The sequence below is a fragment of the Sphaerobacter thermophilus DSM 20745 genome, assembly GCF_000024985.1.
Taxonomy (GTDB): Bacteria; Chloroflexota; Chloroflexia; order Thermomicrobiales; family Thermomicrobiaceae; genus Sphaerobacter; species Sphaerobacter thermophilus.
In genome coordinates this window covers 1,196,602-1,220,644 of record NC_013524.1, presented here as the reverse complement: position 1 = coordinate 1,220,644, position 24,043 = coordinate 1,196,602, and the positions used below count along the sequence as shown (strand labels likewise).

Genomic DNA, 24,043 nt, shown 5'->3' with positions numbered 1-24,043 from the left:
TTAGCCCTCCACCGCGTCACGGGCGCGGGCCATCTCAGCGCGCCGACGGGCTGTCGCCTCCTCGTCGATCTCGAGGGTATCGGTAAGGACGACGCCGTAGTCCCGGGCCGCACCCTCGCGCGTGACGTACCCATTGATGACGTCCGCGCGCACCGCCTCTGGGTCACGCTCGAGCGGGTCGCCATAGCCACCGCCACCGCCGGTGTTGAGCACCATCACGTCACCCGCCTTGACCGCCAGGGCGTTCCCTTTGAGCCGACGCTCGTTCCGGCTACCGATGAAAATGTTCTCCGGCCCCACGGCTGTCCCGCCGCCGAAGAGTCCCCAGGCAGGGGTCTTGGAGCGCTCGAACCAGAGATAGACGTGGGCGTCCGTCTCGAAGCGATATTCCCGCGATACCCCACAACCACCGCGCCACTTGCCCGGACCACCCGTATCAGGCCGGATGCGATATGAACCGATCTGGATCGGGTACTTGGTCTCCCAGACCTCAACCGGGAAGTCACGGAAGGCGCCGTTGACGTTGTTGATGAGGACGTCCTGGCCATCACCACCCTTGTAGCCGCCCCAACCACCAGCGGTCGGCTCGATCGTCAGGAAGGGGGCGTTGCCACGGCGTGGGTCGCGCCCTGCAATGGTCACCACCATCGAGTCACCATAGTGAGCCGCAGCCACCTTGTCGGGGATGGCAGGGGCGAGCGCCGAGATGAACAGGTCGGTCATCAGCCCGAGCGGAGTGAAGTACCACTGGCACGCAGCCGGTTCCTGCGCGTTGAAGATCGAGCCCTCCGGCGCGTAGACGGTCAGCGTGGGGAACGTCCCGCCATCGACGGGGCGATCGGGGTGGATCAGCAACCGATACGCCATGCGCGTCGCGGAGATGGTCTGCGCGAAGCCGCAGTTAATGGGTCCCCGCGTCGCGGGAGCCGAACCCGAAAGATCCACGTGCATCCGGTCGCCGTCGATCGTCACTCGCACCTTGACCGGCACCGGGTCATCGGAGATTCCGTCGTTATCCAGACAACCCTCGGCCTCGTAGACCCCATCCGGAATGGCGCGAATCGCCTCACGATCCAGCTCAGCCGACTGGCGGAAGATCTCATCCCGCGCCGCCCGCACTGTCTCCAGCCCGAAGCGTTCAACGACAGCCTTGAAGCGCTCTTCGCCGGTGCGGCAGGCGGCGATCTGCGCGTTCATGTCACCGATAAGTGAGTAGCTGAACCGGCTATTTCGCCGGAGCAACTCGATGATGTCTTCTCGCGGCTGGTAGCGAGAGTAGATCTTCGTCGGTGGCCAGCGCACGCCCTCCTGATAGACCTCCGTGGAGTCCATCGTGACGCCAGGATCTTTGCCACCGACATCAAGCCAGTGCGCCCGGGTTGCGGCGAAGCCGACAAGCTCGTCGTCGATGAAGATAGGACTGAAGATCGTGGCGTCGTTGAGGTGTGTCCCCTGCAGGTACGGGTCGTTCATGTAATAGACGTCGCCCGGTTCATAGATGTCCCGGCCGTACATCTCTGTGGTCAACTTGACACACACCTCAAGGTTGCCGACGAACAGCGGCACCCCCGCTGCTTGGCCGAGAACGTCGGCATTCTCATCGAGGATGGCGACCGCGCAGTCCAATCCTTCGTAGATCACCGGGGTATACGACGACCGAATCAGCGTCGCGTTCATGTCCTGCGCGGCTGACAGGAAGTAGTTCCTGATGATCTCTGTCGTAACCGGATCCGGCCCTTTCCGCTCCGACACACGCATGTCCTTCCCAGACTGACATCCTTGAACCGAGACGGGAGACTTACGCTCTCCGCTTCGACCACGCATCAAACGCCACCGCAAGCACGATGATGGCGCCCTTGACGATGTCTTGATAGAAGGGGTTGACGCTCAGCATATTGAACCCGTTGCCGATGAGGGCCAGGAGGAGAACGCCGACCACGGTGCGCCAGATGGTCCCTTCTCCACCCATGATGCTCGTCCCACCGATCACCACAGCGGCGATGGCGGTGAACTCGATGAGGGTGCCCGCATCCGCCTGACCTGTCGCGACGCGGGAGGAGGCGATCAGGCCAGCCAGTCCGGCTGCAAAGCCGCTGATCGCGAAGGTGAGCACACGGATCCACCCCACCCGGATACCGGACAGCCGCGCTGCTTCAGGATTCCCGCCGACTGCGTAGATATGACGACCGAGTTTGGTACGTACCAGCAGGAACCAGCAGACCGCAGCGAACGCCGCCAAGATGTACACCGAGTACTTGACCGAAAAGAGTGAGTTTCGGCCAATCACGGTGTAGGCCGGGTCCGTCACCGTCACGAGGAATCCACCGGTGATGACGACCGCGAGTCCCCGGATCATCATGGCGGAGGAGAAGGTTGCGACAAACGGATTGATGTGGAGTCCGGCCACTAGCAGTCCATTGAAAACCCCGAGGAGCGTCGCGACCACGAGCGCCGCCAGCATGCCCACGACGGGATCGACCGCGTTCGCAACCTTTGCGGCGATGACGCCGGAGAGAGCGAAGACCGCTCCGGCCGACAGGTCGAAGCCGCCGGCGATGATGACGAGCGTCCCGGCACAGGCGATGATCGCCACCGGTGCGGACTGATCCAGGATGTTCAGCAAGTTGCGCGTCGACAAGAACGCCGGCGACGCCAGGCTCAGGATGATAAAGAGCAGCGCGAAGGCCGCGACTACCCCGTAGTCGCGGACGACTTCGACGCCGACGCGCTGCACGCGCGATTTCGGGCGAACGAGTTGTTCCCCGGTGCTCTGCATAGCCGTTATGCCACCTCTCGCGTCGAGCTCGCCTCTGCCGAACCAAACGCGGCCCGGAGGATCGGCTCCTCTGCCATCTGCCCGCTGTCAAACTCCGCCGCGATGCGGCCACGTCGCATGACCAGGACACGATGGGCGAGCCCGAGCACTTCCTCAATCTCGGACGAGATCAAGAGAACCGCCATTCCCTTCGCGGCGAGCGAGGCCACCAGCTCGTAGATCGCCCGCTTGGCGCCGACATCGACGCCACGTGTCGGCTCATCGAGCAGCAACACCCGTGGTTCCTCGAAGAGCCACTTTGCGAAGAGAACCTTCTGCTGGTTCCCGCCCGACAGCCGGCTCACCAGCGATCCCGGCCGGGCTGGCTTCACATCGAGCCGTTCCAGGAGGCCTTGGACCGCTGTCCGTTCCCGGACAAGGTCGAGAACACCGGCCCGGCTAACCTTCGGGAGGTGCGGCAGCGTGACGTTGTGGCGAATGGGTAGCCGCATATGGAGCCCTTGATCTTTTCGGCTCTCCGGCACCATCGCCAGACCGGCACTGACCGCATCACTGGTGGAGCGGATCCGCAGGGGCCGTCCTTCGAGCTCGATGGTGCCGGCATCGTAGCGATCGGCCCCGAATATCGCGCGAGCGACCTCGGACCGCCCGCTGCCGACCAGACCAGTGAGCCCGAGGATCTCTCCAGCATGGAGATCGAAGGAGATGTCCTCAAAGACACCGGCACGGGTCAAGCCGCGCACCGAGAGGACACACGGCGCATCGGCTGGCGGAAGCACTTTCTCGGGGAAGGCCGTGGACGCCGGACGCCCCAACATCGCGGTCACGAGGCTATCCGGTGTCTGGTCGGATGCCGGGGTCGTTTGCACGTGTTCCCCGTTGCGCAGCACGGTGACCGTGTCTGCGATCGACAGGACTTCCTGGAGGAAGTGCGAGACGTAGACGATGGTCACCCCGCGGGCACGCAGATCTCGGATGATGTCCATCAGTTTGCGCGCCTCAGCGGCCGACAGCCGCGCGGTGGGCTCATCCATCACGATGAGCTGGGCGTTCCGCGCCAGCGCCCGCATAATCTCGACCTTCTGCTGCTCGGCGATGCTCAGCGTGGACACCAGGGCATCTGGGTCCAGGGCGAACCCTGAACTCTCGTTCAGCTCCTCAAACCGACGCAACATCGCGCGCCGGTCGACGAGGCCCCGCCATCCCTCTTCCATGCCGAGGAAGACGTTGTCGAGGACGGTGCGCTGCGGCACGAGGGCGATCTCCTGCTGGATGGCCGTGACCCCATCCGCCAGGGCTTCGCGGGGCGACCGGTAGGTCACCGGTCGCCCCATCAGCTTCATGCTTCCTTCGTCCGGCTGGATGACACCGGCGATGATTTTCCCGAGCGTGGACTTACCTGCCCCGTTCTCCCCTACGAGGGCATGGATCGAGCCAAGCTCGATGGTCAGCGACACGTCGTGCAGCGCCCGGGCGCCCTGGAAGCGCTTCCCGATATGCGCCAGTTCGACGTGCGGCTGGCGCGTCGCGCTCATCTCGCGCTAGCCTTCCCACTCCGCCTCGAAGTCGTTGGCGTTGTCCTGCGTAATAAGAGGCCCAATGCCGGCACCCAGATCCTCGGAGCCGAAGCCACGCGGCGTGACATCTTCACCTCGGACAGCCCGGATGACGTACTCGGTTGCGAGCTTCCCCTCAGACCGTGGGTACCCAGCCACGGTCCCGAACCAGCGGCCTTCGCGCACTGCCTGCACCGCCGACTTGGTGCCGCCGTTGCCGACCAGCGCCACCTTGCCCTCCAGGCCCGCGTCCTTGACCGCCTGCTCGACACCATTGATCATCTGGTCACCGCTCGAGGCGAACACAGCGATGTCGGGGTTCGCGCGCAGCACATCCTGTGCGACGGGCAGTGCGGACTCCGCCAGGTAGCCACCTGCTGAGGTCAGGATCACCTGGATATGGGGATGCTGCTCGATGACGCTATTGAAGCCCTGGAGACGAGCCGTCTCGAGCGGCAACTCCGGCGCGCCGGGCATATAGGCAACCTTGCACGGATCCTTGCCCTCACACGCCTGCACGACAAGCTCAGCGATCTGCGCGCCGTTCTCAAAGAACGGGATGCCGGCGAAGACGACCTGACCTTCTACCTGCGGTTCGAGCGTTTCGAAGCTCGATCCGCACGGGGCCAGGATGCAACCGATCACGATACCCGCGGCGACCGCTTCCTCTGTGACCGGAAGGAGAGCATTGCCGTCATTGGGGGAGATCACAAAAGCATCGTACTTCCCGGATGCAATCGCATCCTGGAGTTGGGTGTACTGGCGCTGGGAATCAAACTGACCATCGAAACTGTCGATCGTCGCATTCATCTGAGCCGCGACCTCCTGCGCGCCTTCGAGCTGTGCCTGCGCGTAGGCATTCGCGGCTGAGGCGAGGAACATCGCGATCCGAACCGGCTCTTCGCCACCCTCTGGTGTGCCCGATGCCGACTCGGTGGGCGTCGTCTCCGCGCCGCTCGCGCTCTGCGTCGGTGTTGTCCCACTCCCGCCACACGCGATCACCAGGACCGCGACAGCTAACAGCATGAGTACTTGCAGATGCCGTCTGAACTGCGTCATCCCGACTCCTCCTAACCTCCTCCACTGCCCGACTCGCCCTCTGCCCGTAGCCACCGGGTAGGCCTCGACACCCAGAGTCATCCCCTCTAGGTCTCCCGCGCCGTCTCAGCGTGCCCCTTACGCAGAAACCCGACCGTCCAACATTCAGCAGTACGGCCGATTCGCAGAGTCACACCGACGACGCGCAAGAACGCTTGGTAGAGCCTGACACGGTCTTCCGGGACGAGTTATCGACGAACTGAGCGCAGCCTAGCAGAGTCAGGCTCCTCTGTCAATAGTTTTTGGCGCCGAAGTACGCTATAGTAGGCGCCTAATCTAGATCGTTTGTCGCCCAGCAGCCGACATAGCGACGTCCAAGATCTCGTCGCACAATCGCACCACACCACTGTTCTGCAGGGGGAACCCTTCACGAAGCCGGAGAAACCGTGTAGATTTATGCAACCTGGAGACATGGAGGGACGATGGCTCAACCGGTGAACGGCCCAGGGCGCCGCTCAACGTCCCGTGAGAGTGGTGTGCTGGCTGAGGAGGCGTATCACGCAATCAAACGCAGCATCATCCGTTGCGAGCTCGAGCCGGGGCAGCAGGTGACCGAAGAGCAGCTTGGTGCCCGATTCGGGGTCGGGCGCGCGGCGGTAAGGACGGCCCTGAAGCGGCTCTACCAGGAGCGGCTGATCCACGGGCTATCGCGCAACCGGCACGTGATCGCACCGATCACGCTCAAACACGTCAACGAGCTCTTCGATGTGCGCCTGCTCCTCGAGCCGCCCGCGGCGCGGATGGCCGCGGCACGGATCGACGCCGATCTTCTCCGGCGGCTCGAGGAGCTGTGCGGCGCACGCTACGAGATCGGTAACCGCGAGAGCGCGGCGGACTTTCTCGCAGCGAACACCGAGTTCCATGCCACGATCGCCGAGGCGTCGGGCAACAGCATGCTCGCCGACATGGTGCGGGACCTGCTCGACAAGGTGGAACGGGTCCACCACATGAGTCACCTGCTGCACGACCGGAACGAGGAGGCGTTCCACGAGCACTACGATCTGCTGGAGGCGCTGACAGCACGAGATGGGGAGCGGGCTGAGCGGGTCATGGCCGAGCAGATCCGCGCCGCCCGCACGTTCGTGATCGAGGCGATGCTGGCAAGTGCGGCCGTGCAGACGGTCAACGTCGCTCCAGGGAACCACGGAACGTAGCGGCATTGCGCCTTCGGGGCGGGTCTGGCATAACTCGGATGTGGGGCGCCGTCCTCGTCGGTGCTCCGGATTATTCTGTCGCGCCACCACCGGGAGCCCTGCCGTGCACGGAGAGTACAAGACCCCCGGAGGCAAGTTGGTGGTCGTCGACTGCGAGGTGCGCGACGGCCACGTCGTCGACGTCCAGGTCAGCGGCGACTTCTTCCTCGAACCGGCGGAGGCGCTCACCGCCATCACTGCCGCGATCGAGGGGATACCCGCCGACCTCGATGAGGAGGCCATCGCCGCGCGTGTCCGCGCCGCCCTCGCGCCCGACGTCGCCATGATCGGGTTCAGCCCGGAGGCGGTGGCGCGCGCCGTCCGGAGGGCACTGGCATGAGCGTCCACTCCCGCTGGTCCGCCTACCGCTGGCATCTGATCCGGCCGATGCCCGTGGCCTCGGTCGTCAACCATGCGCTCGACGAGGTGCTCCTCCGCCGCGTCGGCGCCGGGGAGCGTGAGCCCACGCTCCGCTTCTGGGGACGGATCGAGCCGGAGGTCGTGATCGGCCGCTTCCAGTCGGTGCGCAACGAGGTTGATGAGGAAGCCGCTCGCCGCTACGGCATCCAGATCACCCGCCGCCTCACCGGTGGCGGCGCCATGTTCGTCGAGCCCGAGAACATCATCACCTACTCCATCTACGCCCCGCAGGAGCTGGTGGCCGGTATGTCCTTCGTCGAGTCGTACGCCTTCCTCGATGACTGGGTCATCGAGGCGCTCCGCTCGCTCGGGATCGACGCCTGGTACGAGCCGATCAACGACATTACGTCGAGTGGCGGCAAGATCGGCGGCGCTGCCCAGGCCCGCCGCTTCGGCGCGGTGCTGCACCACGCCACCCTCTCCTACGACCTCAACTCCGACCGCATGCTCGAGGTCCTGCGCATCGGCAAGGAGAAGCTGAGCGACAAGGGCATCACCAGCGCCGCTCGGCGCGTCGGCCCCCTACGCCAGCAGACCAACCTGCCGCGCGACGTGATCGTCGAGCGGATGATCGAAACCTTCGCCCAGCGCTGCGGCGGATTGGTGGAGGACGAGGTGTCGGAGGAGGAGATGGCGGAGGCCAGCGAGCTGATCCGCACCAAGTACGGCACCCGGGAGTGGACCTACACCCTTCCGTAGCGTGCGACTAGCCAGGTCGCCGATTATTTGATACGGTGGGAATCGCGACCATCTACCCCTTCCGCGGTCGCGCAGCGTGGCCCATGTGCGTCACGCGCCCCTCGGCGAGTGCATCGGGTATGTAACACAACACACAGCACGTAAGGAGGTCAAGCGTGCTCGACGTCTCGCTGCGAGTGCTCGGCTGGCCTGCGTACCGTAACCGGCCGTACAACCCGTACAACTGGCTGCTGTCGACCCACCTCACCGCGTACGACCCGCGCATCGAAGTCGTCGAATTCACGCCACGGCGGCTGGTCCTGGAGCACTGGGACGTCTGGCACATGCATTGGCCCGAGAAGTTCCTGCGCATCACCCGGCGAGCGGAGATGCTGACCAAGGTCGCCACCCTGGCCGCGCTGATACGGCTCGCCAAGCGGAAGGGCATCCGGCTCGTCTGGACGATCCACAACCTGGCTTCTCACGAGCGGCTCTACCCCAGCGTGGAGCAGTGGCTGCGTGAGTGGGTCGTGGACCAGATCGACGGTGCGATCGCCCTGAGCGCAAGCAGTGCGGAGGCCGCCCGCAAGCGCTTCCCGCGGCTGCGGCATCTGCCACTCGCCGTGATTCCCCACGGGCACTACATCGACGTCTACCCCAACCGGATCGGGCGCTCCGAGGCCCGCGCCAGGCTTGGCCTGGAGCCGGAACACCGGGTACTGCTCTTCGTGGGGCAGGTCCGCCGGTACAAGAACGTGCCGCACCTCATCACGTGCTTTCGCGAGCTGCCGGACCCCAACCTGCGTCTCGTCGTCGCCGGGCTGCCCAACGACCCCGAGCTTGCCGCTGAGGTCCGGGCCGCCGCGGCGCTGGACCCGCGGGTGCAGACGCACCTGACGCTGATCCCGGACGAGCGGATTCAGGTCTTCCTCAACGCGGCCGATCTGGTTGTCCTGCCCTACACGGAGATCCTGAACTCCGGCTCGGCCCTGCTGGCACTCTCGTTCCGTCGCCCGCTGCTCGTGCCCGAGCGCGGATCGATGGCGGAGTTGCGGCAGCGCTTCGGCTTGCCCTGGGTCATGACCTACGAGCAGCCGCTGACGACGGAGACGCTCCAGTGCGCCCTACGGACCCTGGAGACGACTCCGGCCGATGGGGACGCCCTGGAGCGCCGGCTGCGCCAGGAAGTGGGGTGGGACAAGATCGCGGCCGAGACGCTTTCCTTCTACCGGTCGCTGCTCGACCGCGACCCGATCGCGGTGCCGGGCGCCTGGCAGCCCGTGCCGGCGCCCGTCGCCCAGGACGTTATCAGCCAGCCACGAGCCGCCGAGACAGCATCCCAGCATTGACGGTCGCCGTCGCGTCGAACAGCGTGGCCGGCAGGCCGAGCTCGTTCTGGAGGAACGAGGTGAAGGCCGCCAGATCCTTCGGCAGACACTCGTCGTCGAACCCGAGACGATCCGGCTGCACGGTCAACTCCTCGTTGGCCTCACCGTCGCCGATGCGCGGGTCGAGCTCCAGGCCACGCTTGACCACGGCGTAGTCGATGCCCAGGATCTGGCAGGCATCCCACACCTCGTGCATGAACGAGATCTTCAGCGCGAGGAAGGTGTTGGCGGCGTACTTGATCATCTCGGCCGTGCGGGTGTCGGTCAGGACGAACTCGACGTCCGGATCGAGCACCGCCCGGTAGACATCAGCCACCCGCTCGGCGATGCCCGGCTCGTCCGCCCCGATCACCACGCGGTACGGGTGGCGCGCGTCATCGAAGGCGCGGTGGGCGCGCAGGAACTCGGGGTTCGACGCGAACCGGACGCCCGGGTACTGCTCCTGGAGCGCGCGCACCGTGCCCGGCAGGACGGTCGAGCGCATGGCGATGATCTGGTCCGGGCGCAGGATGGGCGTAATCGTCTCCAGCACCTCATGCACGATGGTCAGATCATTCTTCCCCAGCACGGTCGGCACCGGGACGGCCATAAAGATCACATCGCAGTCGGCCAGAACCGTTGGATCCTCATACCCCTTCGGGGGGTCATAGATCGCTGGGTTGTCGAAGAGCCCTGCAGTCGCCGCACCTACGACACCGTAGCCGATGACACCGACACGTGCTTGCACCATCGAGCACCTGCCCTTCTATTGATTGATACGCACGAAATCCCAGTGTCCCCGGCGATACAGCAACCATCCCGCCTGCCGGCAGCAGGCGGCCCCTAAGGCACGCCGGATTGCTTCTCTACGCAGGCAGCGCGCCACGCCAGTCTGGCAATGATCATCCCGAGCCGTCGATGAGACCGGCAGGGCGTAGGACGGGCGCTGATTCCCGGTTACCGGGATAGCAAGACGAGATTGGTTCCCATGCGTGCCGCGGCGTTGGACGGGATCGGCCTTCCGGAAGGGGAAGCTCCGGCGGCCTCATGACCCCGCGGCCGCGGGCGGGCACCGGCCATCATCATAACCGCACCGAGCGCAGGTTGTCAAAACGGCGACCTGCGTCTCCGCACATACGTTTCACGGGGGGCCTCGGCCCGCAAGCCGGGCACTCGCACCGGCAGCGGGCCAAGGCGCAGGCGCGGTCAGGTGGACGACGCGAAGCGCTACGGCTCCCCGGGCAGTGGCGGCGCGCTCTCGGGCGGCCGGCGGTGCCCGGTTTCCTCCTCGAAGGCGTAGGCGAACCGCAGCAGGTTCGCTTCGTCGTACGGCTTGCCGAGGAACTCAATCCCAACCGGCGCGCCGTCGGGGCTGAAGCCCGCCGGGACCGAGATCCCGGGCAGGTCGGTCTGCGAGCCGATCAGGGTGTTGGTCGGGAAGCTCAGCACCGGCCAGCGACCGGCCTGCAGATCGGCACGGAGCGGCGGGAGCACTTGGACGTCCGGGAAGATCAGGGCGTCGAGTTCGTGATCGGCCATCAGCTTCAGCAGCTCGCGGCGGAAGACCTCGCGCTGAGCCAGCTTGCGGAAGTAGTCCGCCCGGTCCTCCGGCACCTCCGGCGCCTCCTCCGCGATCTGGATGAAGAGGTCCTGTCGCGGGTGGTACTGCCCCGCCTCGTAGATCTCCCGCACGGAGCGCATCGCCGCCGTGGGCCGGGCCGCCAGGAAGCGGTTGAGGTCGTACTTCGAGCGGTGGAGGTAAAGCGAAGTCTCAGCGATGTACTCCTGCAGGTTGGGGAGGCGCACCGGGTCGATGACCTCGGCGCCGAGCCGCCGCAGGTCTGCGATCGCCTGCTCGATGACCCGGTTGACCGGTCCGGAGTCCGGATCATCGTCGGCACCGAACGCGTCACGCAGCACGCCGAGCCTGGCGCCGCGCAGCGCATCCGGCGTGAGGTCCGCCGCATAGCCATTCGCCGGGCGGCGCTCATGGAGCGCCGCGACGGTATAGGGATCCGAGGGGTCATAGCCGACGAGGGTGTCGAGCAGGATCGCCGCATCCCGGACGGTGCGCGTCATCGGACCCGCGGTGTCCTGGAACTCGACCAGCGGCGAACAGCCGGCGCGGCTGATCAGGCCGGTCGTGACGCGGAGTCCCACGAGGTTGTCGAAGGATGCGGGCACCCGGATCGAACCGCCGGTGTCCTCGCCGATCCCGACGGCCCCAAGGTTCGCAGCCACTCCGGCGCCGGTACCCGCACTGGAGCCTCCCGGGTCGCGCTCGAGCACGTACGGATTCTTCGTCTCACCACCCGACGAGGAGAACCCGAACCAGGAGGTGGCAAAGTCGGGCAGGTTCGTCTTGGCGAGGATCACCGCCCCGGCGGCGCGGAGCCGCGCCACGATCGTGGCATCGGAGTCGGGCACGTAGTCCTTCAGCGCCGCGGAGCCGAACGTCGTCGTGAGCCCGCGCGTCTCAAGCTGGTCCTTAACCAGCACCGGGACGCCATGCAGCGGGCCGATGAATTCCCCGCGCTCGCGAAAGGCGCGGTCTGCGGCGTCGGCCTCATCGAGGGCATGGGGGTTGACCGTGATGATGGCGTTGATCTCGGGACCCTGCTTGTCCAGCGCGTCGATCCGGGCGAGGTAGAGCTCGACGAGCTGGCGGCTGGTGAGCTGGCCGGAGCGGAAGGCGGCGTGGATGTCGTCGATCGTCGCCTCCTGCAAGCGGAAGGAAGGAGCCGCCATAGGAGACCTCCTTTCAGTCACCTGCGGGGCAGAACGAGGCGGACAACGACCGCGGGTGAGCCGGCAGTCGCATCGGCGCACCAGCCACGGGCACCGACGCGGGTGTCGGTCCGCCCCGGCATATGCCCACAGGTTCGACTCCTAACGGTCCCTGCCGCAGTCTAGTGCTCGGAATGAACCAGGTCAATCACCGGGGATGACAGCGTGCGTGGGACACGCGATGCCCACGCTACTCGACCGGCACGCGCCAGATGCCGTGCTCGTTGTAGACGTAGACGTTCTGTTCGTCGGACGAGAAGCCGACGATGGGAAGCAGGCCTCGCCCGCGGTAGAGCCGGGTCCAGTCGCCGCCGGTACCGTAGGGGCGGATGCGCAGTTCCCAGTCGCCCAGGACGAAGCGTGAGTTGCTCCGGCCGAACGCCAGGCACAGCGTCCATTGGTCGTTCGGAGAGGCGCCGGAGCAGCGGTCGTCCCGGATGTAGACGTCGTCGCTCCAGGTCCCCGGGGGCTCCTCCGCCACCGGGGTGACCTCGCTGCTGGTCAGGTCGACGATCGCCGTGCCGGCGTCGGACTGGAGCAACAGGCGCGAGCGGTCCTCCGCGATCCGAACCTGCATGTCCGCCACGTCCGTCGTGCCTTGGAGCGGCAGCGGGATCGTCCGGCCGTCGCGGAGGTCGGTCAGGGTGAGCGGACTCCCGCTGTGCAGCACGTAGCGCGCCTCGTAGCGATAGCGATCGCCGGTGTACTCGGTGGGCCCAGGGGTCGAGATGACGATCAACCGGGCTTCGTCGGGTCCGGCGATCTGCTCAGCCGCCGCACCCGGCACGATGCCGAGGCGATGACCGATGCTGAGCCGGATATCGGGACGTAGGTAGAGGAAGACAAGGAGGATGAGGGCGACGACGGTCAGGACAATCAGGGCATGTTTGATCCGCCGCTCCGTGCGGCTCGGGAGATACTCCATTTCGCTCCTTGTCGGACGGCCGGCGCCGGGTGCTAGCCGAGCAACGGCGACCCGGTGCCGCGACGCTGCCGGGCCTCCTCATCAATCGCCTGCAGGTCGGCAGGCGTGAAGAGGTACTGGATGAGCGCCGGGCCATGCCGGCCAGCAGCCGCCGGGCGGTACCCGCGGAGGAGGATACCGTCCTCGGACTGCAGGAGGATCACGTCCTGGATGTTGTTCATGTCGATGTAGCGGCCGATGACGCGCAGGATATCCTCGTACCGATAGAGCCCCTCGCGGTTTTCCACGCTCTCCAGCCCTCGCTCCTCATTCCGCGCCCGGCTCGGCCACGATTACGCACGGACGCGCGTGCGCTTATTCGCCACATAGTCGACCAAAATATACTCTCCCAGGTGGTCCGGTGTCGCGAAGAATGCGCGTCCCCGGTTGATCTTCGCCATTTCGCTGACGAATCCCGCCATGTATGGGCTGCGCTCCAGCATGAAGGTGTTGATCACGATCTGCTCGCGGGTGCAGCGCGCCACCTCCTTGAGCGTCTCCTGCAGCGTCTGGTACGTCGGCGGGTAGGAGAAGCGCACCTGCGTGCCGTCGAAGTGCGCGGTCGGCTCGCCGTCGGTGATCACGATGATCTGCTTGTTGCCGCCCTTGTGCCGGCCGAGCAGTTGCCGCGCCAGCATGAAGCCGTGCTGCATGTTGGTGCCGTAGTTGTACTCGTCCCAACTGATCCCGGGGAGCATCGACGGCTTCAGCTCGGTCGCGACGTAGGAGAACCCGACGATATAGAGGTTGTCGCGCGGGAACTGGGAACGGATCAGGCTGTCGAGCGCCAGCGCGACTTTCTTGGCTGCGGTGAAGCAGCCGTTGTAGAGCATCGACCGGCTCATGTCGACCATCAGCACGGTCGACGACTGGGTGACCAGCTCGGTACGGAACACCTCAAAGTCGTCCGGCTGCAGGCGCACCGGACTGCCCGCGCCGTCGCGGTAGACGGCATTCATGACGGTCTTGGGCAGGTGGAGGAGGAAGGGGTCGCCGAACTCGTAGGGCTTCGTGTCGTCGGTGCGCTCACCGCCGCGCCCGGAGCGATCGAGCTGGTGCTGTCCGAAGCGGTCCTTCTTCAGGTGCTGGAAGATGTCCTGCAGCGCCTTCTGCCCGATCTTCCGCACACCGCGCGGGGTCAGCTCATAGCCGCGGCGCGTGCGCTGGATGTACCCGGCGTCCTCCAACAGCTTGGTGAGCTGCCGGAGCTGATCCAGGTCCTGAGCCAGGTCGTCGCCCAGCAGCTCCCGAATCTTGTCGTGGTCCACGTGTTCCAGGTCGCGCCAGTCACGCACGCTGCGCAACTGGTCCTCGACCTCCTCCATCTCCCGCAGGCGCTCCATCAGGCGCATGGCCTCACCCAGCGTCAACTCCTCGTCGCCGCTGAGGGAGAACTCGCGGTGGTACGGGTTGTTCGGCATAAGCTGGGCTAGGTTCTCCCCGAGCTGGGCCAGCTCCTGCTGGATGCCCGGGTCGCTGAGCACGGCGTCCAGTGCCTCTTGCAACTGGGCGCGCATCTCCGGCGTCATCGAGTCCAGCAGGCTCTGCATAGCGGCCATCTGGCGCGCCAGGTGGTCGAGCAGCTCGTCCAGGCTGTTGATGTTCGGCCCGAAGTAGTGCCCGTACTTATGCATGAAGCGCTCGAAGTCGGGCTCCCCGCCGCGGGCGCGCTCCTCGAGCATCTCGTTCAGCTCGCGGAGCATCTGCCGCATGTCGGCGATGTCCTCCGGGGTCATCTCCTGGATCGCCTGCTGCATCCCCTGGAAGGTCTGCTGCAGCATCTGCTGCTGCAGCATCGCCAGCAGCTCCTGGAACTTCTGCCGGGCGGTCGGGTCCATGAACTCATAGTCCTGCAGGGCCTTGATCCGCCCGGCGGGATCAGGCGGCAGCGAGTCGAGCACCTCCCGGTTGCGGGCGGCCATGCGCTCCAGCAGCCGGTGCAGGTTCTCGTCGTAGCCCTCGCCGTCCTCACCGGCCTCGCCGGACTCACCCGACTCACCGGCCTGGCCCTGCTCCCCGGTCGCGCCGGAATCTCCGGATTGGCCCTGCTGCGACGGCTGCGCGCCGGCCTGGGACTGTCGTTCCAGCCGCTGGCGACCCTGCTCCAGGCGCCGCTCGATCCCGGCTCGCTCGGTTTCGATCACGTCGTCCAGCCGGCGGTTGATGTCCTCCAGCACCGAGCCGAGGTCGTACCGGTTCATCTCCCGCTGGCGCATCTGGCGGATGCGCTCCAGCAGGTCGCGCATCCCGCGCATCCCCTGGCCGTCGCGCTGGTCGGTGCCCCAGCGGAAGAGCCGCTGGAGAGCGCGCGTCAGGTCGCCGTCCGCCAGCACGTCGTCGGAGATGGCGTCCATGATCTGGTCGGCGTCGAAGGGATCAATCCGCTGCGTGCCGTCCCAGCGGGAATAGCGGTGTGCGTAAGAGTAAGCATTCATGATGACCTATCCCCGGTAGCGCACACCCGTGCGTCCACCCGTGTCCTTGTTCAGCCGGCGGTTGAGATGCAGCCCTTCGAGCACGAACTCGACGGCGGACGCGATGGCGCTGGGGTTGCCCGCGGCGCCGAGCCGGCCCGCCGCCTCGCGGAACCCGTCGATGTGCGAGACCTGGTGCACGTAGTTCATCGCCGGCATCATGTCCGAGGTCTCCACGGTCAGGCCGTTCTCGAAGGCAAGTACCAGGTCGTCGAAGTCGCGCACGGAGAAGTAGCGGTTGAACGTGGTCAGCACCGCTCCCTGCATCAGCTTGTCGACGATGCGGTCCTCCTGGACCTCGCCGAGCGCCTCGAGCTCGATCTTGCCGGTCGTCGAGGCGACCGCGGCGTGCAGGTCGCTGATGCGCGGCACTGCCTGCTTCTCACCCAGGCGGATCGCTCGCTTGATGGCGTTGCTGATGACGTTTTCATAGTTGGAGATCGACATACGCACGCTGACGCCGGAGCGCTGGCTCACATCGTGGCTGCGCCGGGCCAGGTGCGTGATCTCGGCCACAACCTCGCGCATGAAGTCGGGCACCATCACCTCGATGCCGTCGGTGTCGAACTGCCGCCGCTCCTGCTCCATGATCTCGATCTCAAGATCGATCGTCTCCGGGTAGTGCGTCCGGATCTGCGAGCCGTAGCGGTCCTTGAGCGGCGTGATGATGCGCCCGCGGTTGGTGTAGTCCTCCGGGTTGGCGCTCGCCACGATGTAGACGTCGAGCGGCAGGCGGATCCGGTAGCCGCGGATCTGGACATCCCGCTCCTCAAGGATGTTCAGCAGGCCTACCTGGATGCGCTCGGCCAGATCTGGCAACTCGTTGATGGCGAAGATGCCCCGGTTTGTCCGCGGGATAAGCCCGTAGTGGATGGTCAACTCGTCGGAGAGGTACCGCCCCTCGGCCACCTTGATCGGGTCCACCTCGCCGATCAGGTCGGCAATGGTGGTGTCCGGCGTCGCCAGCTTCTCCGCGTAGCGTTCCTCCCGGCGAATCCAGACGATCGGGGTGTAGTCCCCCTTCTCGGCGATCAGGTCGCGGGCGTAGCGGCTAATCGGCGCAAACGGGTTGTCGTGGATCTCGCTGCCGGCCACTGCCGGGACCTCCTCGTCGAGGAGGTTGACGAGGCTGCGGGCCATCCGGGTCTTGGCCTGCCCGCGCTCGCCGAGGAAGATGATGTCCTGCCCGGAGAGGATGGCGTTCTCAACCTGCGGGATCACGGTGTGATCGTACCCGATCACACCAGGGAAGATCGGCTCCCCGGTGCGGAGCTTCTGGATCAGGTTCTTACGCATCTCCTCCCGGACCGAGAGCACCTGATAGCCGCTCTCCCGAAGTTCGCCGAGGGTCCGCGGCTTAGTCATAGCGATCATGCTCCTTCGTAGGGTACTGAGGGGTGGCTCGGAACGCCCCTGACTATCGCAAGGGCCGCTCCAAAGATGTCGACGTCGCCGTGTCGCGGCGACTCAATGGTACTACCGGTGACAAGGATGTCAAAGGCGGGGAAGAGCGGGATACGTCATGCGTCATCCGTGATGGGTGTTGCGTGTTCCGTGTTTCGTCTTTCTCCCCTCTCCCCTGGTGGGCTCCGTCCGAGTGGGGTCGGGGGTGAGGGAGACGGATGACGCATGACGCATGACGGATCAGTCGCCCGCAAACTCCCGGATCGCGTCGCGCACAGCATCTACGCCGAGCACGCCGTCCTCTTGGAGGCGGGTCAGGAACCGCTCGCGGCGCGCCATCTCAGCGATGGCGACCTCGGCGTCATAGCCGAATCGGGCCGCCAACACCCCGGTGAGCCGGCCGGGCCGGGAGTCCAGCGGCCCACGGAGGACATCGCGCTCGGCGATCGTCTCCGGCTCCGGCTGACCATCCCGGTTGTGGATGACCTCGATGCGCATGAGGCGCCGCAGCGTCTCCCCGCTCGGCCCCGTCCCGACGCCCAGCGTCAGCACCAGGTCGACGCCGCACAGCAGCTCCGGTGGGACTTCCAGCGGGAACGAGGTCAGCGTCTGGAACGCATCGGCCGCGCTCGCGGCGTGGAGCGTGGCTCCCATCCCGTAGCCCGCCCGCACCGCTTCGAACAGCCGCCGCACGCCGGGCCCCCAGAGGTAGGTCGGCAGGTGCGGGCTGATCTCGTTGCAGAGCAGGTAGCTCCGGGCAGGGTCGGCCGAGTCGAGGAAGTCGAAGCGCTCGTACCAGCCCCGCAGATAGATGAGCCTCACATCGGGAGAGAGGAAGGCGAGCAGCGCCGTCAGCGTAGTCGTTTTACCGGCTTCGGGAGGCACGCCGATCACCAGCACCGTTGCCCGGCGCGCCATCGCCATCCAGAGGAAGGCGGCCGTGCGCGCATCTAGGCTGCCCAGTGCGATCAACTCCACGATCGAGAGCGGGCTGGGCGGCTCCGAGCGATAGCCCCACCAGCCGAACGGCTCCTCATGGCGCTTCGCCGGGTCCGGAAACCGATGTGGCATGCGTCCCTGCTGTCCTGAAGACCAAACCTGAGGGGCGCGTCCTGCGCCTCCTGATGGATGATAGTGTACGGAATGCCGCCGGTGCCGGGTGGCCACTGCGACCCGGCACCGGCGGGTTTTCCTAGCTGATCCGTGTTACCGGCGCGCTACGCCCGCCGCCACGGCGCGACGAAGCGTCCGGGCATCGCGCCGGTGTGCTCGCCGTCCTGCAGCACGCGGGTGCCGTTGACCCACACGTCGCGCACGCCGACCGAGAGCTGGTGCGGCTCCTCGAAGGTCGCCCGGTCGCCGATCGTCTCCGGGTCGAACACGACGACGTCGGCAAACATGCCCGCCCGCAGCAGACCGCGGTCGCGCAGCCCGAGCCGATCCGCGACCGAGGAGGTCATCTTGCGGATCGCGTCCTCCAGCGGGATGACCTTCTCCTCACGCACGTACTTGCCCAGCACGCGCGGGTAGGTGCCATAGGCGCGTGGGTGCGTCGGCCCCTGGACGGTGGCCCAGGCGGGGTCGAGCCCGCCGGCGTCGGTCGAGATCTTGATCCACGGCTGCTTGAGCTGCAGCCGCAGGTTGTCCTCACTCATCTTGAAATAGATGGTGAAGATGCGCTGCCCTTCCGAGGCCAGCAGATCCATCGCCGCGTCGACCCAGTCCTGGCCACGCATCTCCGCGATCTCGGAGAGCCGCTTGCCGACGTACTGCTGGTTCTCCGGCTTGGCGAAGCCGACGGGCATAACGTTGTCCGCGCCCGCCATGTCGACCTGTGCTTCCCAGCCACCGGACGGGTTCAACGCCTCGGCCTTGATCTTGGCCCGCATCTCCGGGTCACGCAGGTTGTCGTAGAACTTCCCGCCGGCCGCGGCCCAGGGCGGCAACACCGACGACAGGCCGGTGCCACTGGCGGTGTAGGGGTACATGTCGGCCGTCACATCCAGGCCCTCGGCGCGCGCCGCCTCGATGCGCGCGATGGTGGCCGGCATCAGGTGCCAGGCCTCCCGGCCCGACGCCTTGAGGTGGTAGATCTCCACCGGTGCGCCCGAGCGCCGGCCGATCTCCAGCGCCTCCTCCAGCCCGTCGAGCAGCCCGGTCGACTCCGACCGCATGTGAGTGATGTAGACGCCGCCGTAGCGCGCGACGACCTTGCAGACCTCCACGATCTCGTCGGTGCTGGCGAAGGTGTCGGGCGGGTAGATCAACGCGAAGGAGACGCCGAAGGCGCCGTCCTCCATCACCTCCGCCATTACCCGGCGCATCGTCTCCAGCTCGTCGGCGCTGGCCGGACCCATGTCCATACCCTTGGCGTATTGCCACAACGTGCCGCCGCCCAGGAACGAGCCAACGTTCGGGGAGACCCCGCGCTCGGTGAGCGCCTCGAACCAGTGGCGGAAGCGGGTCCAGCCACGTGCGCGTTCGGCCCAGTCACCGACATCCATCGGGAAGAAGGCGTTCGCCAACGGGTCGGTGAAGCGGCCGCCGGCCGGTGCCGGCGTCCAGGCCTCGCCCATGATCTCGGTCGTCACGCCCTGGGTGATCTTGGAGAGGCAGCGCCCGTCGGCCATCAGCGGCAGGATCGAGTGGCTCTGGATGTCGATGAATCCGGGGCAGACCACCATGCCGGTGGCATCGACCACCTCCCGCGCCTTCTCGTCCGGGATCATGCCGGGCGGCGTAATGTCGAGGATGCGATCGCCTGAGATCGCCACATCGCCGATGAACCAGGGATTCCCGGATCCATCGACCACCTTCCCGTTGCGGATCAGGACATCGATATCCGCCATAAGACCTCCCTATCCGCGTGCCACAGCAACCGGACCGGCCGCCGCAGCGCGCCCCGCCGCGACGGGCGTCCGACACACCTGTGCACACTCTCTCCGGAGACACCCAGACCGTCAAGACTCCGTGCGCGAGCGCCCACGCCGGGTGCATACCTCCGCACGCCCAGCCCCGGCTACGCGCGCAGTCGGACGCCCCAGGAATTCACGGATTCGCAAGCCACGTCGGCCCCGCACGAGGTCACAACAGGCTGAATCTGTCGTAGACTAAGACGATCGGACATTCAACGGGCTCGGATTCGGATAAGGAGGCACGCCATGGTCGACCCGCGCGAGCCGATTCCGGCCCAGACGAGCGCACCGCCCGGCCGTCCGGTGGACCGGGACACCATCGAGGGGCTCCCGACAGTCGGAGACGGCAGCGGGCTCAGCCCCGACGAGCGCTTCTACCGCGAGGAGGTGCAACTGGCGCTCCGGAACCGCGGGATGCCGCTCGAAGCCCTACGGTATCCGATCACCCCGACCGGCCTGCATTACCTGGTGATCCACTTCGACATCCCGAACATCACGCCCGACGACTTCCACCTGACGGTCGGCGGGCTCGTAGCGAACCCGCTGCGCCTGACCCTGGCGGACCTCCAGGCCCGCCCGTCGGTCACGGTGGCCGTCACGCTGGAGTGTGCCGGGAACGGGCGCGCGTTGCTGACGCCGCGCCCGACGAGCCAGCCCTGGCTCGTGGAGGGGGTGAGCACCGTCGAGTGGACCGGCACGCCCCTGCGCGGCCTGCTGGAGGAGGCCGGGCTGGACACCCGCGCCGTGGACATCGTCTTCACCGGGCTCGACTGGGGCGTCCAGGGTGGCATGGTGCAGGCGTACCAGCGCAGCCTCTCCCGCGAGGAGGCGATGCGGGACGATGTGCTGCTGGCCTGGGCGATGAACGGCGAGCCACTGCCGCCGCAGCACGGCTTCCCGCTGCGCCTTGTGGTGCCCGGGTGGTACGGCATGACCAGCGTCAAGTGGCTGACCGACATCAGCGCCCTCGCGGAGCCGTTCACCGGTTACCAGATGGTGGGGAGCTACCGCTACTCCCAGAGCGCCGATGATCCCGGTGAACCGGTGACGCGGATGCGGCCACGCGCGCTGATGATCCCGCCAGGCATCCCCGACTTCGCGACCCGCACTCGCGTCGTCAAGGCCGGGCGCGTGGCCCTCCAGGGCCGCGCCTGGGCCGGGCGCGCCACGATCGAACGGGTCGAGGTCAGCACCGACCAGGGAGCCACCTGGGCCGAGGCGGAGCTGGACCCGGCGGTTTCGCCCGTCGCCTGGCGTGGCTGGCGCTACGACTGGGATGCTCGCCCCGGGCGCCACACCCTGGCGGTGCGAGCCACCACGGCCGACGGCGAGACGCAGCCGCTCACGCCGCCCTGGACCCACCAGGGCATGGGCAACAATGTCGTGCAGACGGTCGACGTCATCGTGGTGTGAGTGGACGGCAGGCCCGCCGGGTTTCCGGCGGGCCTGCGCTCGCTTCACGACGTCGTGACGCGGGTAGGGCCGGGGCCGACCCCTGCCCGCGTGGCCACCATGCCGAACGCAGCGACTCCAGCCGGGCGGAAGCAGTTCCGCCAGGAGACCACTGCATTCTGCCGGCCCCACGCGCAGTGGCGGCGGGGCGACGTGGCCCCGCCGCTCCAGAGGAGCCTATCCGCGCTGGTCGATCGGCACCCAGGCCTGGCTGGTCGGCCCGGTGTAGTCCGCCCGAGGGCGGATCAGCCGGTTGTCGCCATATTGCTCGAGGATGTGTGCCGTCCAGCCGGAGATGCGGCTGGTGGCGAAGACGGGGGTCATCAGATCCTTCGGGATACCGAGATAGTGGTACACAGTGGCCGCATAGAAGTCCACGTTGGGGAACAACCCCTTTTCCCGCTGCATGACCTCGTCCATGCGGACCGACATCTCATACCACTTCGGCTCACCCGATCGCTCGGCCAGCCGGCGCGACATCTCGCGCAGCCACTTGGCGCGCGGGTCGCCCTGCTTGTAGACGCGGTGGCCGAAGCCCATGATCCGCTCCTTGCGCGCCAGCTTCTCGAGAACGTAGGGCTCGACCCCGTCGAGGTCGCCAATCTCCTGGAGCGCCGCCATCACCGCGGCATTGGCCCCGCCATGGAGTGGGCCCTTCAGTGCCGCCACGGCGGCCGTGACCGCCGCATGCATGTCGGCCAGCGTCGCGGCCGTGACCCGCGCGGCGAAGGTTGACGCGTTGAACTCATGGTCGGCGTGGAGCACGAGGATCTTGTTCATCGCGTCGACTTCGACCTCGTCGGGCGCGGTGCCCTTGAGCATCAGGAGGAAGGCATGCGCGGTGTCGGTCCCCTCCGGGGGCGGCACCGGCTCCTGGCCGCGCCGCAGGCGCTCCAGCGCCGCCACGATGGTCGGCACCTGCGCAACCAGCCGGAGCGCCTTCTCGACGCTCACCTCGCGGCTGGTGTCGTTGGGGTGTTCCTCATAGAACCCGAGCGCCGAGACAGCCGTGCGCAGCGTGTCCATCGGGACCGCGTCCCGCGGCACGGTGCGGAGCAGCGTCATCAATCCTTCGGGCAATGGGCGGAGGGCGGAGAGCTGCCGCCGCAGATCGTCCAACTCCGCGCGCGTGGGGAGCCTGCCAAAGAAGAGCAGGTGCACAACCTCCTCGTAGCTGGCGTGCTCCGCGAGATCATCAATGTTGATGCCGCGGTAGGTCAGCACCCCGTCGATGATCGAGCTCAACTGCGTCGTGCCTGCGACGACGCCTTCCAGTCCTCGAGCGGTCATGACTCAGTCCTCTCTCTCCTTCGCGCAACGTTGAAGGGGCAAGCGTGCTGCGGTCGTTACTCGCACGCCGTGATTCTCCCTGTTCTCCTCCCCATCCTTATCGCAGAACGTGCGCCGTGTAAAGCGCCCGGTGCAGTGGTGGCACGCAGGTTGGTGGAAGTTCCAGGGCGCTCGCCGGCCAGGGCGGCCGGCGTGTGTCGTGCGTACAGAAAGGAGGAACGACCTGCTTTCCAGGACCCATCGGGCCCCAGCAGTCCGCCCCTCCGAAGACCGCAGGGGGGTGGACCGCACCGGAGGTGCCCACACCGCGATTGTGGCCGGCTGTGCGCTCCTGCTCGTTGTCCAGCTCATCATGGCGCTCGGCAGCCAGCTCGTCGACGGCCTCTTCGGCCATGTCGGCATGGACTTCCTGACGACCTACACCGCGGCTCAGATCATTGCTGATGGCGACGGCCATCGCCTTTACGACTGGTGGGCCCAGCGGCTCGCCCAATACCCCATCATCGCCGCACAGGGCGTCTCCTGGTCCGACCGCATCCTCCAGCCGTATGTGGCCCCACCGGTCCTGGCAGTTCTCGCCCTCCCGCTCCAGTGGTTGCCTGCGCCAGGGGCATTCGCCGTCTGGGTCGCCCTGAGCGCCGGAGCGTTCTTCATCGCTGCGCGGCTGCTCGACCGCGCGCTCAACCTCCGCCTGGGCTGCCTGCTGCCGCTCGTCACGTTCAGCTTCTTCCCCGTTTTCTACACCCTGCGGCTCGGCCAGGCAGAGGGACTGCTGTTCCTGGGCGTGGTCGCCTACGTCGTGCTCAGCCGGCGCGGCAAGGATCTCCCGGCTGGGCTCGCACTCGGCATCCTGGCGATCAAGCCGCCGCTCCTTGTCGTGCCGGCCATTTACCTGGCCACCAAGCAGCGCTGGCGCGCGCTGATCGGTCTAACCATCGCCTGCGCGGTGGCAGCCGGACTGTCGCTCGCAATCCTCGGCAGCGCCGGGGTGGCCGACTATCTCGAGCTCAGCCACGACCTGAGCCAGCCCGCCGGTACGATCGCGACCAACGTCACGGGGATGATCAACGTCCGGGGCACCGTCGTCCGGCTGCTCCCCAGCGCCCCGGCACTGGTCCAGGAGGTCGCCATCGTCGGGATCTCGCTGACGCTGCTGGGAGTGACCGTCGCCGTCTGGCGCCGCTCGACACCGGAGCGGGGCACGCCGGCCGATGAGGCGGAAACGGCCTTGATGCTGGTCGCCACCTGCCTGCTCAGCTACCACACGCTGATCCACACCGGCTCGCTCCTCCTGCCGGCAATCGCGCTCCTGTGGCGCGCGATCCACCGAGAGCCCACCTCCGGGGTATGGGACCGTGGCGTCATGGGCTGGATGCTGGCGGCGCTATGGGTCGCCCCGACCGTGGCTTTCCTCCCGACCGGCACGAGCCAACTGCCCGCGATTGTCTTGACTCCATTCGTCGCGCTGCTCTGGATCTTCTCGGCCGAGTACGTCATCCGCCACACGACGCCGGAGCCCGCGCTCGCCAAGGTACAGGCGGCCCGCGAGTCTCGCCGGTGGTGAGGGCCGTTCCCTCACCACCACGTCCCGCACTCAGCGCGGGAGCGGGAAAAATGGAATGCGGCCGGGGCAGGTGTCAGACCTACCCCGGCCGCCGGCTACTCACCG

Annotated in this window: 19 protein-coding genes; 6 read left to right on the top strand and 13 right to left on the bottom strand. The window is 66.8% G+C overall.

Annotation, left to right across the window (positions count from 1 at the left end; all coding sequences use genetic code 11):
- Genes STHE_RS17465 through STHE_RS18365 form a run of 4 tightly spaced genes read right to left on the bottom strand, consistent with a single transcriptional unit; the run spans position 1 to position 5,391 of the window.
- Positions 1-1,758 (bottom strand): hydantoinase B/oxoprolinase family protein, encoded by a 1,758-nt coding sequence (locus tag STHE_RS17465; RefSeq protein ID WP_012873932.1) that lies wholly within the window; start codon positions 1,756-1,758, stop codon positions 1-3.
- Positions 1,759-1,798: 40 nt separating this feature from the next.
- A complete protein-coding gene (locus STHE_RS17460) occupies positions 1,799-2,776 on the bottom strand; it encodes an ABC transporter permease (protein WP_012873931.1) in 978 nt (325 codons plus the stop codon).
- Positions 2,777-2,781: 5 nt separating this feature from the next.
- A complete protein-coding gene (locus STHE_RS17455) occupies positions 2,782-4,311 on the bottom strand; it encodes a sugar ABC transporter ATP-binding protein (RefSeq protein ID WP_012873930.1) in 1,530 nt (509 codons plus the stop codon).
- Between the two features lie 6 nt (positions 4,312-4,317).
- Entirely contained in the window at positions 4,318-5,391 is a 1,074-nt protein-coding gene (locus tag STHE_RS18365; RefSeq protein WP_012873929.1) for a sugar ABC transporter substrate-binding protein, read from the bottom strand.
- 461 nt (positions 5,392-5,852) lie between these two features.
- Here STHE_RS18365 and STHE_RS17445 point away from each other — a divergent pair, with 461 nt between their 5' ends.
- The 4 genes from STHE_RS17445 (at position 5,853) to STHE_RS17430 (ending at position 9,070) form a co-directional block, all read left to right on the top strand.
- The gene (locus STHE_RS17445) at positions 5,853-6,584 is read left to right on the top strand and encodes a GntR family transcriptional regulator (RefSeq protein ID WP_012873928.1); all 732 of its coding nucleotides are present in this window, start codon (positions 5,853-5,855) and stop codon (positions 6,582-6,584) included.
- 103 nt (positions 6,585-6,687) lie between these two features.
- Positions 6,688-6,963: a lipoate-protein ligase small subunit gene (gene lplB, locus STHE_RS17440; RefSeq protein ID WP_012873927.1), complete on the top strand. Its 276-nt coding sequence runs from the start codon at positions 6,688-6,690 to the stop codon at positions 6,961-6,963.
- Positions 6,960-7,742, top strand: a complete 783-nt coding sequence (locus STHE_RS17435) for a lipoate--protein ligase family protein (RefSeq protein ID WP_012873926.1) — start codon at positions 6,960-6,962, stop codon at positions 7,740-7,742. The genes lplB and STHE_RS17435 overlap by 4 nt, the downstream gene beginning before the upstream one ends.
- A 155-nt stretch (positions 7,743-7,897) precedes the next feature.
- Positions 7,898-9,070, top strand: a complete 1,173-nt coding sequence (locus STHE_RS17430; protein ID WP_012873925.1) for a glycosyltransferase — start codon at positions 7,898-7,900, stop codon at positions 9,068-9,070.
- Here the strand turns inward: STHE_RS17430 and STHE_RS18360 are convergent.
- The 8 genes from STHE_RS18360 to STHE_RS17390 all read right to left on the bottom strand — a co-directional run bounded on the left by STHE_RS18360 (position 9,030) and on the right by STHE_RS17390 (position 19,566).
- Complete coding sequence (locus STHE_RS18360; protein ID WP_012873924.1) at positions 9,030-9,839, bottom strand: UDP-glucose/GDP-mannose dehydrogenase family protein; 810 nt, start codon at positions 9,837-9,839, stop codon at positions 9,030-9,032. The two genes, STHE_RS17430 and STHE_RS18360, sit on opposite strands and share 41 nt — an antisense overlap.
- A 476-nt stretch (positions 9,840-10,315) precedes the next feature.
- Positions 10,316-11,836, bottom strand: a complete 1,521-nt coding sequence (locus STHE_RS17420; RefSeq protein ID WP_012873923.1) for an amidase — start codon at positions 11,834-11,836, stop codon at positions 10,316-10,318.
- Positions 11,837-12,065: 229 nt separating this feature from the next.
- On the bottom strand, positions 12,066-12,800 hold the full coding sequence (locus STHE_RS17415; RefSeq protein ID WP_012873922.1) for a hypothetical protein: 735 nt from the start codon (positions 12,798-12,800) through the stop codon (positions 12,066-12,068).
- Between the two features lie 32 nt (positions 12,801-12,832).
- Complete coding sequence (locus STHE_RS17410; protein WP_012873921.1) at positions 12,833-13,087, bottom strand: hypothetical protein; 255 nt, start codon at positions 13,085-13,087, stop codon at positions 12,833-12,835.
- Between the two features lie 45 nt (positions 13,088-13,132).
- Positions 13,133-15,274: a vWA domain-containing protein gene (locus STHE_RS17405; RefSeq protein WP_012873920.1), complete on the bottom strand. Its 2,142-nt coding sequence runs from the start codon at positions 15,272-15,274 to the stop codon at positions 13,133-13,135.
- 6 nt (positions 15,275-15,280) lie between these two features.
- A complete protein-coding gene (locus STHE_RS17400; protein ID WP_012873919.1) occupies positions 15,281-16,678 on the bottom strand; it encodes a sigma 54-interacting transcriptional regulator in 1,398 nt (465 codons plus the stop codon).
- A 279-nt stretch (positions 16,679-16,957) separates the two neighbouring features.
- The gene (locus STHE_RS17395; protein WP_012873918.1) at positions 16,958-17,788 is read right to left on the bottom strand and encodes a type IV secretion pathway VirB11-like protein involved in flagella biosynthesis; all 831 of its coding nucleotides are present in this window, start codon (positions 17,786-17,788) and stop codon (positions 16,958-16,960) included.
- A gap of 146 nt (positions 17,789-17,934) precedes the next feature.
- On the bottom strand, positions 17,935-19,566 hold the full coding sequence (locus tag STHE_RS17390; RefSeq protein WP_012873917.1) for an N-acyl-D-amino-acid deacylase family protein: 1,632 nt from the start codon (positions 19,564-19,566) through the stop codon (positions 17,935-17,937).
- 312 nt (positions 19,567-19,878) lie between these two features.
- Between STHE_RS17390 and STHE_RS17385 the strand changes: the two genes are divergently transcribed.
- Positions 19,879-21,045: a sulfite oxidase gene (locus STHE_RS17385; RefSeq protein WP_012873916.1), complete on the top strand. Its 1,167-nt coding sequence runs from the start codon at positions 19,879-19,881 to the stop codon at positions 21,043-21,045.
- 216 nt (positions 21,046-21,261) lie between these two features.
- Here STHE_RS17385 and STHE_RS17380 read toward each other — a convergent pair whose 3' ends face one another.
- The gene (locus STHE_RS17380) at positions 21,262-22,374 is read right to left on the bottom strand and encodes a citrate/2-methylcitrate synthase (protein ID WP_012873915.1); all 1,113 of its coding nucleotides are present in this window, start codon (positions 22,372-22,374) and stop codon (positions 21,262-21,264) included.
- Positions 22,375-22,654: 280 nt separating this feature from the next.
- Between STHE_RS17380 and STHE_RS17375 the strand changes: the two genes are divergently transcribed.
- Complete coding sequence (locus STHE_RS17375) at positions 22,655-23,938, top strand: glycosyltransferase family 87 protein (protein WP_012873914.1); 1,284 nt, start codon at positions 22,655-22,657, stop codon at positions 23,936-23,938.
- The last annotated feature ends 105 nt before the right edge of the window (positions 23,939-24,043 follow it).